Annotated in this window: 11 protein-coding genes and 1 other annotated feature; of the genes, 4 read left to right on the top strand and 7 right to left on the bottom strand. The window is 35.0% G+C overall.

Annotation, left to right across the window (positions count from 1 at the left end; genetic code table 11):
* Window positions 1–471: 471 nt before the first annotated feature.
* Together croR and croS are read left to right on the top strand one after the other, a co-directional pair.
* Complete coding sequence (gene croR, locus ATZ35_RS05650; protein ID WP_086277585.1) at window positions 472–1,161, top strand: response regulator transcription factor CroR; 690 nt, start codon at window positions 472–474, stop codon at window positions 1,159–1,161.
* The gene (croS, locus tag ATZ35_RS05645) at window positions 1,151–2,302 is read left to right on the top strand and encodes a sensor histidine kinase CroS (protein WP_208929881.1); all 1,152 of its coding nucleotides are present in this window, start codon (window positions 1,151–1,153) and stop codon (window positions 2,300–2,302) included. Before croR ends, croS begins: the two co-directional genes overlap by 11 nt.
* Window positions 2,303–2,362: 60 nt before the next feature.
* Here croS and ATZ35_RS05640 read toward each other — a convergent pair whose 3' ends face one another.
* From ATZ35_RS05640 to ATZ35_RS05615, 6 genes are all read right to left on the bottom strand, one after another.
* Window positions 2,363–4,639: an ABC transporter permease gene (locus tag ATZ35_RS05640; protein ID WP_208929880.1), complete on the bottom strand. Its 2,277-nt coding sequence runs from the start codon at window positions 4,637–4,639 to the stop codon at window positions 2,363–2,365.
* Window positions 4,639–5,334 carry an ABC transporter ATP-binding protein gene (locus ATZ35_RS05635; protein ID WP_208929879.1) on the bottom strand — a complete coding sequence of 232 codons (696 nt, stop codon included), beginning with the start codon at window positions 5,332–5,334 and terminating at the stop codon, window positions 4,639–4,641. Before ATZ35_RS05635 ends, ATZ35_RS05640 begins: the two co-directional genes overlap by 1 nt.
* A 129-nt stretch (window positions 5,335–5,463) precedes the next feature.
* The gene (locus ATZ35_RS05630) at window positions 5,464–6,240 is read right to left on the bottom strand and encodes an AAA family ATPase (protein WP_208929878.1); all 777 of its coding nucleotides are present in this window, start codon (window positions 6,238–6,240) and stop codon (window positions 5,464–5,466) included.
* Window positions 6,233–7,180 carry an AvrD family protein gene (locus ATZ35_RS05625; RefSeq protein WP_208929877.1) on the bottom strand — a complete coding sequence of 316 codons (948 nt, stop codon included), beginning with the start codon at window positions 7,178–7,180 and terminating at the stop codon, window positions 6,233–6,235. Before ATZ35_RS05625 ends, ATZ35_RS05630 begins: the two co-directional genes overlap by 8 nt.
* A gap of 95 nt (window positions 7,181–7,275) precedes the next feature.
* Window positions 7,276–7,881 carry a response regulator transcription factor gene (locus ATZ35_RS05620; RefSeq protein ID WP_208929876.1) on the bottom strand — a complete coding sequence of 202 codons (606 nt, stop codon included), beginning with the start codon at window positions 7,879–7,881 and terminating at the stop codon, window positions 7,276–7,278.
* On the bottom strand, window positions 7,878–9,665 hold the full coding sequence (locus ATZ35_RS05615; RefSeq protein ID WP_208929875.1) for an ATP-binding protein: 1,788 nt from the start codon (window positions 9,663–9,665) through the stop codon (window positions 7,878–7,880). Before ATZ35_RS05615 ends, ATZ35_RS05620 begins: the two co-directional genes overlap by 4 nt.
* Before the next feature lie 177 nt (window positions 9,666–9,842).
* Window positions 9,843–10,054, top strand: a binding site (T-box leader).
* Between the two features lie 202 nt (window positions 10,055–10,256).
* Here ATZ35_RS05615 and serS point away from each other — a divergent pair.
* A complete protein-coding gene (gene serS / locus ATZ35_RS05610; RefSeq protein WP_208929874.1) occupies window positions 10,257–11,528 on the top strand; it encodes a serine--tRNA ligase in 1,272 nt (423 codons plus the stop codon).
* A 141-nt stretch (window positions 11,529–11,669) separates the two neighbouring features.
* The gene (locus tag ATZ35_RS05605) at window positions 11,670–13,163 is read left to right on the top strand and encodes a polysaccharide deacetylase family protein (protein WP_208929873.1); all 1,494 of its coding nucleotides are present in this window, start codon (window positions 11,670–11,672) and stop codon (window positions 13,161–13,163) included.
* A 43-nt stretch (window positions 13,164–13,206) separates the two neighbouring features.
* On the opposite strand, the gene guaB is transcribed toward ATZ35_RS05605, so the two are convergent.
* Entirely contained in the window at window positions 13,207–14,691 is a 1,485-nt protein-coding gene (guaB, locus tag ATZ35_RS05600; protein ID WP_010770220.1) for an IMP dehydrogenase, read from the bottom strand.
* Window positions 14,692–14,820 lie beyond the last annotated feature (129 nt).

Genomic DNA, 14,820 nt, shown 5'->3' with positions numbered 1-14,820 from the left:
TTCTTCCTGATTTTCCAAGTTTTTTTGAACTTGAAATGTTATTTTATTTCCGCTTTGTTGCCGTTGTTTCTCATGACAACTTCACTAGTTTATCAGGTTAGTTATTGTTTGTCAACAACTATTTCGCTGATTGTCAAAATTTTTTTTCAAACTCGGACTGTTATGTTATATCTATCGTTTGGCGTGTTTCATCAGTGCCTTGCGACAAGATATAATATACCAAGATTATAGGCTTAGGTCAACTAAAATTTGCACTTTTTTTAAATTTTTTTTCGTTCCCGATTGTTTTATTCCTTTTGTTCTTTATTGTTCGCTTTTGAGCAAAAAACCAGCTCTTTTCCCCCTATTTCTTAATTTTTGGTAACATATTCTAAATTTACCGTAACTTCTCTTTGTTTTTGTCAATTTTTCTATTTTTTTGTTAGAATGAAGAAGAAGAATTCTACTATATATATGGAGGAAATGAATGATATGAAAATTTTAGTTGCTGATGATGATAAAGAGATTGTAGAACTACTGAGTATTTATATTCACAACGAAGGCTATGAAGTCGTTAAAGCTTATGATGGAAAAGAGGCTTTATCGAAAATTCGGACTATTTCAGATATTGATCTACTTATACTAGATATAATGATGCCAATCATGGACGGTATGCAAGTTGTGAAAGAGTTACGAAAGGAATCTCAAATTCCAATCATTATGTTAACTGCTAAAACAACGGATATGGACAAAATCAAAGGACTAGTTGCTGGTGCAGATGATTATGTTACAAAGCCATTCAATCCACTGGAAGTTATGGCTCGAGTTAAATCTATTTTACGACGTAGCCAAATGCAACAAAAAGCTGATGAACCAGATGTACTTGAAATCGGCTCACTAATTATCAATAAAGACTCTCACGAAGTAAAGACAGTTGATGGAAAGGAAATCCAGCTAACTGCATTAGAATTTGGGATCTTATATCTATTAGCTAGTCATCCGAACCGTGTTTTTAGTGCAGACGAAATTTTCGAACGCGTGTGGCAACAAGAAAGCATCGTCTCTGCAAAAACAGTGATGGTTCATGTTAGCCACTTAAGAGATAAAATAGAAGAAGCAACTGGTGGAGAAAAAGTCATTCAAACAGTTTGGGGAGTTGGATATAAGATCGATGCTCGTTAGACAAAAGAAGATCGAAAAGCAAAAGAGAATCACATTAACATCTAAAGAAATCAGTGAATTATTAGCTGAGGGAATCGTTACGATTATCCTGTTACTTCTATTAAATGTTTCAATTACAGTTCTGCTTAGTGGTAGTCAGACACTACAAGGAATCATTTGGGCAACTAAAGGTGCTTTCGCTCAAGAGCTAAATACGGATTTATTTTGGAGTTTAAGCAAGTTCGTAATCCCGATTTTCTTTATCGTTGATGTTAGTGTATTGTATTGGCGTTTGATTCGGCGTTATCGTCAAATGCAATTACGTCACATCATCAGTGAGTTGCATTATATTGCAGACGGTAATTACGACCATCGCATTCCTTTCGAGTTAAGCGGTGACTTGGCTAAAGTTGTTACCAGTATTAATGGTTTAGTTGATAGTACTGTTGCGGCTATCGAAGATGAGCGAAAAATCGAAAAATCAAAAGATGAGTTGATCACAAATGTCAGTCATGACATCAGAACACCTTTAACTTCTATTATAGGTTATTTAGGTTTGATTGAAGATCGGCAATTTCATAATCAAGAGGATTTACTGAAATACACACATACAGCTTATGTAAAAGCAAAACAGATGAAACTACTTGTTGACGATCTCTTTGAATATACAAAAGTTCGTCAGCCATCTGTCCCAATCAATTCAATCAATTTTGACATGGCCCAACTAATTGAGCAACTTGCTGCTGATTTTGAGCTTGAAGCAGACAAAAATGACATGATTATTCAAGTCAATGCCAATCCGGCTTCAATCAAAATGGATGGAGATACTGAAAAGTTAGTGCGTGTTTTCAATAATCTCTTATCAAATGCGCTTAAATATGGAAAAGGTGGTAAAAATATCGTCATTGATGTAGAAAAAGTTGGAACTGAAGCTGTAATTGCTGTTAGAAACGATGGTCCACCTATCCCTAAGAAATCTTTAGATCAATTATTTGATCGTTTTTATCGGGTAGAAGAATCACGTTCGCAAGAAACAGGTGGAACAGGTCTTGGTCTAGCTATTGCACAAAGCATTATTGCATTACATGGAGGATATATCTATGCAACATCTGATAATCGTTGGACCTCATTTATTATTCATTTGCCTTTGAAAAGAAATTAGTTAACAAGAATAAGAGTTAGGAATTACACTGAGTGTGTATTGTTCCTAACTCTTATTTTTTTAGTCTACACCCTTTAATGACTCCACCATATCAAGCTTTTGTATTCTTCTTCCAACAAAGAAAGTTGTTGTTAATGAACACCCCCACACGATAAGTGAAGCGAATGTCAAATTGAGTACGCCTATATAAGAAGTATATTCTAAGTGTATTGTTGAAAAAGTTTTAACATACTGATCTAAAAACCATAATCCTAATGGGATTCCAATGAGCCAACCGATTACTGTTGTAAATAGGTTCTCGATCATTGTAATTCTTCTTAGCTCTTTCTTATGAAAACCAAGTACTCTTAATGTCGCATAGTCTCTTGTTCTTTCAACAAAATTCAGTGTTCCTAAATTATATAAAACCACTACAACCAACAATATAGCAAATACCACGATCATCATGAAAATACTACTTAAGCTTTCAACGAATTCATATGCGTTTTCTTTTTGATCCACTATGTTAATCACTGATTCTACATTCGAATTATTTTTTAGTTCTGATACTGCTAGATTTGCTCCTACTAATAAAGTATGTGGCGCAAATTTCCCACCCGCTTTCTCCCAAGTTTCTTGCATAATATAAGCGCCTTGGTTCGTTTCGCTAGTAATAATCCCTTTGACTTCAAACTCATAATCATTCGTATCTAAGGAAGATCGTACCTTAACTTTATTTCCTACTTTTAAGTTAGCTCTTTCTGCAAACCCATTAGTCAAATAGATTCCGTCATTCGATACAGTTTTATTATCTTTTGTTCTCATATTTACAAATGAGCCTTTGCTTATAATGATCAGCAAACGATTGTATCCGTCATCTGGCGTATATCTAGCTGGTAAAATTTGTACACTTTGTCCGTCAAATTCATCGTTCAACGCGTCAAAGTTTGTCGTTTCTAGTCTTCTATCATAAGTAAAATCTTGATTATATGCTTTATCTACTAAATGATTGATCGATTCCGGCATACCAAAGCCAGCTGTAAGCAACATCATTCCACCAGCTACACCAATAATTCCCATTAACATCCTGACTCTATTAATAGCCGCATCTCTAAAAGCCCATCTATTTTCAAAACTTAATGCATTCCATAAGAAGGGCATTTTTTCAAGAATAATAGAATGAACATTTTTTGTATTTCCTCCTCGAAGAAATAATACTGGCAACCCTATTCTTGCTTCTCTGGAAGCTAAGAAAGCTGATAACACACACGTAAAGACAACAATCGAAATAACAATCAACGAAGTATAGTTATACGAAATCGTCCATTCAGGAATTGAAAACATGTCTTTTTGCGTATTCAAAACAAACCAAGACAGTAATGGAGATACTAATGCACCAAGAACAGCTCCTCCTCCTCCAATTAAAAAACCATAACTAGCATAATGAACACCTATACTAAGATTGGAAAATCCCAATGCCTTCAATACAGCAATTTCCTTTATTTGAGATTCAATTAGCCTTCTGATAGTTGTATACATGGCTAAAATTGCAAGTAAGATAAAGATAAATGAGAACATATACGATAAATTACGAATTTGTCCAACTCGATCTAAAGCGTTTGCTACCTCATTTAATGTTTCCCTATTATAATAAGCAATCTGTTTTACTCCTAAGATACTTTCAATATTTTTACGAATATCATTCTTAGCGTTTCTCATTCCAATTACATTAGAGGGACCTCGGTACTGAAAGTTCTGCTGTAAGGTTCTCTGTGAAATAATTCCATAGCCATAGTCCGAATAATTAGGGGCAATAAATTCTTGTGTACCAGTATAGTAAATTTTTTCTGGAGATTGAATAAACCCTTTTACGTTTAATTTGACTTGATGCTCCCTGTATTTTAATTGAATAGCATCTCCCACTGCGATGCTATTTTCAGTAGCATATTCCTTATTTAGCCAAATTCCTTCTTCCTCTTTCGTAGGTAATTCATGTCCCTCTGTTAGAAAAGGTGTTGATAAGTTATCGCTAGAGTATGTATCCACTGATAAATATTTTTCTCGAGTATCATCTCTTATATCGGTTACTTTGATCTGTGTTTTTTCAACGACCTTCTCTACTCCAGAAAGTTCACTAATTTTTTCAATATCTTCATTTGTAAAACCAGTACTATATACCCAAGAATCTGCTAAATTAGCTGTTGTGGTAAAATTATCCAAACTTTTCTCTAAGCCGCCCCATGCTCCTTGCAATCCAACAAATACTAAAACACTTAAAAATGACATTAAAAATACCGAGAAAAACTGAGTCCAATTTTTAAAAATATCACGTCTTAATTTTAGATTTAGAAAACTCACTATAATTGAACCTCCTGTACATCGATTGGATGAGGATTTTCTTCAATAGACGCAACATTGCCATCATGCAGACGAATTACTTTGTGAGCGATACTGGCGAATTCTGCATTATGTGTTACCATAACAACCGCTGTGTTGGAATCATTAGCCGCTTCTCTTAGAATTTCCATGATTTTTATTCCTGTGCCTGAATCTAGAGCCCCTGTAGGTTCATCACAAAGCAATAATTCTGGCGACTTTGCTAAAGCTCTAGCAATCGACACACGCTGCATTTCACCTCCAGACATTTGTGTTGGAAAATTATTTTTTCTATGCTCTAACCCTACTCTTTTCAAATAATTTTCTGCCTTATCTTGATTTCCTGTTAATTGTGCTGCAATAGCAATATTTTCATACGCAGTTAAACTAGGTATAAGATTATAGAATTGAAAAACGAACCCTACAACATCTCTGCGGTAAACGGACAATTCAAAGTCATTTAGCTTCGTTATATCTCGTCCATCAAAACAAAAGCCCCCTCTTGAAGCACGATCCATTCCCCCTAATAAATTCAGCATCGTACTTTTCCCTGATCCAGAGGGTCCTAAAATGACAGTGAATTTCCCCTTTTCAATTGTAAAACTTACATCATCCAGCGCTTTTACCTTTTGGTCTCCTACCTCATACTCTTTACTAATATTTTTAAATTCTAGCATTATATCCTCCTAATTTTTAAAACTGAATGAGCCATTTTACATTGACGAAAAATAGGAAAACAGGATTGTGACGTTCTTTGGCACATTCTGGTTTTATCTTTCTTCTGAGATGCAAGCCCATAAAGCTAACTAATATTTTGTCATGATCAAAAATTTCTCTTTTAATCCAGGTTCTGAATATTGTTCAATAATCCTTTGAGCAACAGTTTCTCGATTTTTTTGAATTCTTGTTTCTGCTAGCTTCACAGCTTCTTCAACAGGAACTACTAAGGGAAGATGATACAACTCAACAATTTTCTTGACACGTTCGACTTGACTCCCCATTACAAGCTTAGGTTCTAAACCAATACTGATGAATGCATTTTTTAATTCTTGATCTGATAACATTCGATATTTTTCTGAAACTAGGCGATGTCCATCTGACTCCATTTCGAACTCTATTGGCAAGTGAACTGTATCTGTATACCACTGTTTTGCATGTTGATTGGCGACTTGTCCATAAGCATCCAAATATTTTTTGAAAAAACCACGAGCTGGCAACCCTAGTACGGCTTTTGCCATTCTGTGAGAAAAGGATGATCCAGGGTTTATACCAACCTTCATCCTTACTGTTCCATATATCCATTCGTTCATTACAGATCCATCTGAAATAAAGCTTCCAGAAGTTTGATAAAGTGCCATTTCTTCTCTAATTCTTTCTTCCATTCGTTTGAGTCCAAGTGCTAATAGTTCTGTAGCATTCATATCTTGAAAACGACGACCGGGATACAAATCAGTTAAAATTTCTCTTGCAGATAACGCATTAATCAGAGGAATTCCCGTCGCTATAGATAATGCTGTTGTAGTAGTGGTCTTTCCTGTAGAATACGTTCCTGAAATTACTAGCCTGATTTCCTTCTTATCCACGTTCTTCACTCCCACTACTTACTTTTTCAGGAACCTTATGAGCTAATTTCCCTGAAAATCTAACTTTACTATCAGCTGTTTCACCAGCCATATTGAATGTTCTCCAGCTCTCGTTGTTCATTGAAATAACCTGAGTTCTGTTTATTCCACCAGAAACAAGCACTTTTTCTGGATTATATTGATAAGGCTCATCCATTTCTGCCTTAGCCGATCGCATCCAGAAAGTATCGCTATATTTCCTTTCAATATCGTCAAAGTTATATGCAACAACTTGACTCATCTGAGAAAAAATAATCAACCATTCAATCAAAGACATCGCTTGAGCAACCTTACTCCCTATTCCAGAATAGATAACCTCACTTTGCATTGATCGAGTTACTTCACACATCATTTCTTTTCCATTAAAAATTTCAATATTTTGGATATCATGACGTAAGTTTTTTAAATGGTTACTCATGTAATGTGCTACTTGTTCTTTGCTATTTTTATTTTGTATAGTTGTACTATTACACTTCTTCAACTGAAGTGTAATTCTCATTCCTAAAATGAAAACAGTAAATTCCTGTTTATCTTTTTGAATGATTCTTTTTTCCAAGATCATCGGTATTCTCCTTAGATCTTCAACAGGTACTACTCCTGCCTTGATTTCAAAAGAAGCTAAATATAAACTTTCCAGACAAATCTCCGGATTGTATCTACACAAATAATCCTCTGCGACTAAAACGGCCAATATCAATCCATCAACCGTACTTAAATGTGGTTTCAAACTTTCCCCATTTTTTTCTGACCAACCACATGATTGATTGATCTTCGCGACAAATACAATTTCCGAACTAGCGGTGTTCTCTTCTACTCCATCTAGCAAACTGTATTCTGTATTTTTGTGTCCCAAACCAAAATATCTAGTTTCAAACTTACCAAGTATTTCGTCAACAACCATTTTTTCCCCTCATTTCCATTTGATATACTTAGCATAAAAGGAAACCCGCAAGAAAACATCCGTATCTTCCGAATGTTTTTTTGCGGGTTTCCTCATTAATCGATTAAATTCAATTTAATTGCTTCTCTAACTGCACCAATTCGACTGTTTACTCCAAGTTTTCTACATATATTAGTTACATGAGACTCAACTGTTCTTCGACTTACATAAAGTTCTTTTGAAATCTTTTCATTTGTATATTCATTGACAATTAGGTTGATAATTTTTATTTCTATTTCACTTAAAATCGGATTTTCTTCTATTGAAACTAGAAAATCAGGGATTACATGATTTCCTTTATAGACATTGATTACTGTACTAATAAGTTCTTCATAGCTTGTCTCTTTACGAAGAAATGCTTTTACACCTAGTTCTAATGCTCTTTTATGAAGCATTTCTTCATAAAAGCCTGAAATCAAAATGACTTTCACATCACTATTAGCCATACCTTTTATTTTCTTTACCAAATCAAATCCATGAACACCATCTAACATCAGATCCATCACTACGACATCTATATTCTTGTACTTAATACAAATCAAAAATTCTTCTACTGTTGTGTAGGCTCCAATTATATCAAATTCTGGAACTGTTTCTAATTTATTACGCAGCCCTTCTAGTACAAGTCGATGGTCATCAATTAGTGCCATTCTGATATTCATATCATTTCTCCTTTTAAATGATCGTAAGGAAGGGTCATCGTAATAATCGTTTGATCATTTGTTTCAATCAATAGTTCCCCACCAAGCAAAATCAATTTTTCTTTAATTACTTCCAATCCAAAATGTGCGTGAGTATCAGCTTTCTTTTGAACATATTTCCCATTATCTAATACTTTAAATTCACAAAACTCATCCTTACACGTGATAATCAATTCGATTTCATCTGCTTTTCCATGCAAAATACTGTTGTTCATAAACTCTTTCAAGGAACGCAAAATAAAATTATTCACTTTCACTGGGTAGTGCTCTACTTTTGTATCTATACTATGCGTAATTCCCACAGAATATTTCTTCATTGTCTGTTCAATCATAGAAACAATCGTATTGGTCAACCCCATTTCTTTAATCATCAATGGATAGATATCTGAACATAGCTCTCTCAAGTTAAATATTACTTCGTCTAATTCCTGAATAATCACTTCTTTTGCGATACTGCTCTCTTTTTCTTCAGCAATCTTCATTAAATAGATGACATCTTGAATAACCGTGTCATGAATGTAAGTAGAGATACTTTCTCTTTCATCTTCAACAGCGACAAATAATGAAACTGGATCACTATACTCTTTATTTCGTTTCACAGTTAAAATCAGTTCGCCAATCAACGGGAAAAAAGAGGAAATCAACAGAAAAACATAGCACAATAAGATAGCAAGAGGAACATATCTACCTAATAAGGAGACTAGAATTATCGTAAAAGATAAAATAAAAGCGAGAATAAAATATAACAGTGCTTGGTTCATCCGATACCTATATCTTAAAAAACGTGATAATATCAACAGATGAATTACACCAAAAATTGGAAATATTGTAAAAATAACTACTAAATAAAACGGTGCTACCCAGCCAGTAGGTAAAATGTAAAATAAAAATAAGGGGACGAAACTCAATAGACTGATTAAGGATAAATTGACTTGTGTTCCTTCTTTTCTCGTCTTACTAGAAAATCTTTTTTGTAAATCACTGATTGATAGAATAATCAGAATAAAACCCAGCAAGTAAAATACGCCTACGGATAAATATTCAGTTAAAACAACAGGTAATTGAACAAAATATACAATGAGCATCAGAGAAATATTCACTAATCCGACTAATCCAATAAATCGTACGATTTTACTACTGACTATATTTGTTGATTTAGATTTATCTAAAAACGTATAGACATAAAAAGGAAAAGCTGAGATAAACAAAATAATAATGAGCCGCCCCAAATAATTTCCCATACTAGAAGGAACAACTGATAACAACGTAAAAATAGCTAGCACACTAAATTGATAAAATCGTTTAGAGCTATTATTGGCTAATTGTTTTTTGGAAAGTCCTATCAGAAAAAGAAGATACACCAAACCAATAATGAAGAAAATGCAAAATACTTTAAAATTTCGATTATTTTTAGAAAACAATATTGTATGTAACTCACCGTCTCTTGCAACAACCACACTTTTAGCTTGTTCTACAATCAGCCAATTATTCAATAGACTATTCTCGTTTACTGATTGTTTATTGATGAATTTTAGTTCATCATTTATCTTTACACCACTACTATTAGCTGCACCATCAGCCTGTAGTTTTGTTACAACCCACGTATTCCCTTCTTTTCTACCTCCAATGCCAAGATAGTTACTTTGAGATGTCACCAACCAAAAAAAATAAGCGCTGATTGCTATAAAGACTATTAACAATAAAATACTCAGTTGAATCCATGTTTTCCTTCTTGATTTATTCAAGCTCTATCCTCCAAGCTATTAAGGGTTATTAATTGATTTTTCACTAATTGATTACTATTTTATCATACTCTTTAAAGAATCGATATTATATTCTAAGAAATAACAAAAAATGAACTTTCAATTATATTTACATTAATCACTTACCAAGGTTGACATCCCAACAAAAGTTTTGTATCCTAGTGACAAGCAAAGAGAAAAAGTATTTATAGTAATGAATCAAAGAGAGTTTGCGGTGGTGAAAGCAAATATTCAACTATAAAGAAGTCCGTCTCTATTCTATGCGTTTGACGAAATAAGCCAAACCGGTGGCAGCCGTTATCTGCACTACAAGGGCAGCATCATGCTGAACTTGGGTGGTACCGCGAAATTCAAGTCATTTCGTCCCAAGAATTTTTTCTGGGGATGGAGTGGCTTTTTATTTTGCTGCAATATTATCTAGCCACGCTTTTATATGTTATCTAGCCTCGCAGACTAGCCTTTTGGAAAAAAGATAAAATATGATTGTGGCAAAAAACGCCACGTTCATATTTCCCTATTTTTCTGTCAAGGCTGAACGAGTCTGCTACGCTTTTAAAATAAGGAGGAATAAATATGTTAGATGTAAAAATGATCCGTCAAAATTTTGATGAAGTACAAGCAAAGTTGAAAACCCGTGGTGTCAAAGAAGAAGTATTAGTAGAATTTTTACGCTTGGATGAAAGTCGTCGTAACTTATTAGTGAAAACAGAAGAACTGAAAAAATATCGTAATGATGTTTCGGCTGAGATCGCACAATTAAAACGGAATAAAGAAGATGCTACTGACAAAATCGCTGAAATGAAAGAAGTTGGCGGGAACATCAAAGCGATGGATACTGAAATTGAGGAAATAGATGCCAAACTACAAGAGATTTCTACAACTTTACCTAACCTTCCTCATGATTCAGTACCTGTCGGCGCTGACGAAGAAGATAACGTTGAAGTTCGTCGTTGGAGCGAGCCAAGAAATTTCGCATTTGAACCAAGACCTCATTGGGATGTAGCCGAAAATTTAGATATTCTTGATTTCGAGCGTGGCGCAAAAGTATCTGGTAGTCGTTTTGTTTATTATAAAGGATTAGGTGCTAGACTTGAACGAGCATTATATAATTTTATGTTGGATATGCATGTTTATGATCATGGGTATACAGAAATGATGACTCCTTATATCGTAAACAGTAATTCTATGTTTGGAACTGGACAATTTCCTAAATTCAAAGAAGATGTTTTCCAATTAGAAGGCACTGATATGACGTTGATTCCAACTGCGGAAGTTCCTCTGACAAACTATTATAATAACGAAATTTTAGATGGTAAAGATTTACCAATCTACTTTACAGCCTTGAGTCCATCTTTCCGTTCTGAAGCAGGCAGTGCTGGTCGCGATACACGAGGATTGATTCGTTTACATCAATTCAATAAAGTAGAAATGGTGAAATTCAGTGATGCAGACCATTCTTATGAAGAATTAGAAAAAATGACCGCAAATGCGGAAGATATTTTACAAAAGCTAAACCTTCCTTACCGAGTTATGTCATTAGCTACAGGAGACATGGGCTTTTCTGCCGCAAAAACCTATGACTTAGAAGTTTGGATCCCAGCTCAAAACGCTTATCGGGAAATCAGCTCTTGCTCAAACTGTGAAGATTTCCAAGCACGTCGTGCGATGATCCGCTACCGTGATGAAAATGACAAAGTTCAATATGCTCATACGTTAAACGGTTCAGGTTTAGCAGTTGGCCGAACAGTTGCAGCTATTTTAGAAAATTATCAAAATGAAGATGGAACAGTGACGATTCCTGAAGTTTTAGTTCCTTATATGGGTAATTTAAAAGTGATTAAATAATTTTTTTAGATTAATAAAAAAAATTAAATAAATCAAAAGAATCATCTCCATCATAAAATGACAGTTGAAAGTCCCAAATAGGCATGATACATTTAGATTACTGTATATAATCAAATTTATAAATTAGAGGGATCAAACGTTATGGAGAGAAATAATCACCCACGAGGAACCAGAAACAGCCGCCGCGAAAAAAAGAAACGTGTTTTTTCAAAAAAATTAGCTTTTGCATCTATTTTAACTATTTCTATTATTTTAATTTGTGGCGGTGTCTACGCAACCTATGCGATGCAACATAAACCAAAAGAAGCTAGTGAGCTAGAAGATAATAGTGATTTTGAGCAAAAAGAAGCGGCACTGCTAACAAAAATTCGAGATTCTCAAAAGCAGGAGGAACTTGAAAGTACCGAGCAAGAGAAAACAGAGGGCAATATTCAAACACTAACCTATGAACCTGCTGCATCTGATTCTATCCCTCAATTAGAAGCAATAAAAACTGAATTAGCAACTTTGATGACTGCTACTGAAAAAGACAGCTCAAAAAAAACAGCCATCAAGCTTGTCGGTCACATAAAGATGCTTAAGATCAATGATCAAGTCATTGGTTATCAACCAGTTGTTGATACGTATACTTGGGATTATAATGATGAGGATTGGTCTGAGAAAACCGAGATGGGTAAAAATACAGCATTCGTCAATCAAAAAACAAAGCAGCCGTTGACACTACAAGATATTTTTATGAGTGAAGCAAATATTTTAGCAGTTCAACAAGTGATTGAACAAACATTACTCTCTGAAAGTTCAGATGGCAATGCAATCATCGATAGTATACTCAATATGCCTGAGATTTCTTTAGATGGAACTGCATTCACTTACTATTCTGATAAAATCAGCTTAGGACTTCCGGAAAACCCAACTGGCAAAACAGAAATTACATTACCGTACAAAGATATCGCTGGATATATAAATCCAGAATTTGTTGATCCAACTGCTATTCAAGGGGCTTTACCAGAACCTTTAGACCCAAATAAAAAATATATCTCTTTAACATTTGATGATGGACCGAATCCTGAAACTACACCGAGACTTCTAGATATCCTAAAAGAAAAAGGCGTCAAAGCAACATTCTTTATGTTAGGACAAAACGTCGTTAAACACGAAGCTCTTGTAAAAAGAGTAGCCGAAGAAGGTCACGAGGTAGCTAGTCACTCCTACTCGCATCCTCAATTAACCAGTGTCGATGCACAAAGAGTGAAAGATGAAGTCCAAAAAACAGATAAAGCTATTTATCACGCCATCGGCAAACTACCTACTGATTTTAGACCGCCATATGGTGCTGTGAACAAAGAAGTAGCGAAAATCATTGGTAAACCAATCATTCAATGGTCGGTTGATTCTCAAGATTGGCAAAGCCACAATGCTCAAGCCATCATTAAACGGATTGATGAGACAGCTTATAATGACACAATCGTTTTAATGCATGATATCCATCCAGAAACAGTTGATGCTGTTGCTGCTGTGATTGACTGTTTACGTAATGAAGGCTACGAGATCCTACCTTCTAAAGAATTACTAGGAAAGAAAGCTAAGCCTCTGCATATGTATTACGGTTCTAAAGATGAGCGTCCTGTACAATAAACAATAAAAAAGAGCGTATGTCGATTAAGACATACGCATTTTTTTATTGTTCTACAGAATAATTAGGTGCTTCTTTGGTAATTTGAACATCATGGGGATGAGATTCTTTCAATCCGTTTCCACTCATTTGGATAAATTGCGCTTCGTCACGTAATTGTTTCAAGTTTGCAGCTCCTACATACCCCATACCTGATTTTAATCCACCAATCATTTGGAATACGATATCAGATACGCTTCCTTTATAGGCAACACGGCCTTCGATACCTTCTGGAACTAATTTATTTGCTTCATTGACACTGCCTTGGAAATAACGATCACTTGACCCTTTTTCCATTGCACCTAATGAGCCCATCCCACGATATGTTTTAAAACGACGACCTTGATAGATCTCAAACTCACCTGGTGATTCATCTGTCCCAGCCAGCATACTTCCTAACATAACGGCATGTCCGCCAGCTGCTAAAGCTTTAACGATATCTCCTGAATACTTGATTCCACCATCAGCAATAATTGCTTTTCCATATTTACGAGCCACAGAAGCGGCATCATAAATCGCTGTTAATTGAGGAACACCGACACCTGCTACAACACGAGTCGTACAAATAGAACCTGGGCCAATCCCAACTTTAACAACATCGACACCTACATCATAAAGAGCTTTCGCTCCCTCAGCCGTTGCGATATTTCCAGCAATCAGCGTAGCTTCTGGGAAAGTATCACGGATTTCTTTGATTTTACGGATAACACCTGCACTATGTCCATGAGCCGTGTCAATAATGATTGCATCTACTCCAGCTTCCAATAAAGCTTCGGCACGTTCAAATGTATCACTTGTAACACCAACAGCAGCTGCCGCTAATAAACGACCATGCTCATCTTTCGCTGCATTAGGAAATTCGATTACTTTTTCAATATCTTTGATTGTGATCAACCCACTCAAGCGGTTGTTTTCATCAACGATCGGTAATTTTTCGATTTTATGTTTTTGTAAAATCTTTTCAGCATCTTTTAGAGAAGTACCAACTGGGGCAGTTACTAAGTTGTCTTTTGTCATTACTTCATCGATTTTCATTTGATAATCCGTTACAAAACGCATATCACGGTTTGTAATAATCCCTACTAATTTACGGTTTTCCATTGTTTCTACAATTGGTACGCCACTGATACGATATTTACTCATTAAGTTTTCAGCGTCTGCCACTAAATTTGTTGGCGTTAAGAAAAATGGATCGATGATTACGCCGCTTTCAGAACGTTTTACTTTACGAACTTCGTCTGCTTGCTGCGCAATACTCATATTCTTATGAATAACTCCCAAACCACCTTGACGAGCCATTGAGATTGCCATTTTACTATCCGTTACAGTATCCATGCTCGCACTGATTAGAGGAATATTCAACTTAATATTTTTTGCTAGTTGGATGCTCATATCCACTTCATTAGGCAGCACATGACTTTCTGCTGGAATTAATAAAACATCATCAAATGTAAGACCTTTTTTCACAAATTTTGTTTCCCAGTTAGACATTTTCTAGACCACTCCTCTATTTAATTTTATATAAGAAAATAACAGATAATATAAGGTAAGTCAACCGCATTTCTTTGTTTAGAGCGATTTTCTTTTGGTTTCTCGAAACATGAGCTTTTTCTCATTTTT

This window comes from Enterococcus rotai, assembly GCF_001465345.1.
Classification (GTDB): domain Bacteria; phylum Bacillota; class Bacilli; order Lactobacillales; family Enterococcaceae; genus Enterococcus_L; species Enterococcus_L rotai.
This window is presented reverse-complemented; position numbering and strand designations above follow the sequence as displayed.

Excerpts from the sequence above, each read along its gene's own strand:
- ATZ35_RS05620 (WP_208929876.1), bottom strand. The coding sequence starts at position 7,881 with ATGAATATCAGAATGGCACTAATTGATGACCATCGACTTGTACTAGAA.
- croR (WP_086277585.1), top strand. The coding sequence starts at position 472 with ATGAAAATTTTAGTTGCTGATGATGATAAAGAGATTGTAGAACTACTG.
- ATZ35_RS05635 (WP_208929879.1), bottom strand. The coding sequence starts at position 5,334 with ATGCTAGAATTTAAAAATATTAGTAAAGAGTATGAGGTAGGAGACCAA.
- ATZ35_RS05605 (WP_208929873.1), top strand. The coding sequence starts at position 11,670 with ATGGAGAGAAATAATCACCCACGAGGAACCAGAAACAGCCGCCGCGAA.
- ATZ35_RS05625 (WP_208929877.1), bottom strand. The coding sequence starts at position 7,180 with ATGGTTGTTGACGAAATACTTGGTAAGTTTGAAACTAGATATTTTGGT.
- serS (WP_208929874.1), top strand. The coding sequence starts at position 10,257 with ATGTTAGATGTAAAAATGATCCGTCAAAATTTTGATGAAGTACAAGCA.
- guaB (WP_010770220.1), bottom strand. The coding sequence starts at position 14,691 with ATGTCTAACTGGGAAACAAAATTTGTGAAAAAAGGTCTTACATTTGAT.
- croS (WP_208929881.1), top strand. The coding sequence starts at position 1,151 with ATGCTCGTTAGACAAAAGAAGATCGAAAAGCAAAAGAGAATCACATTA.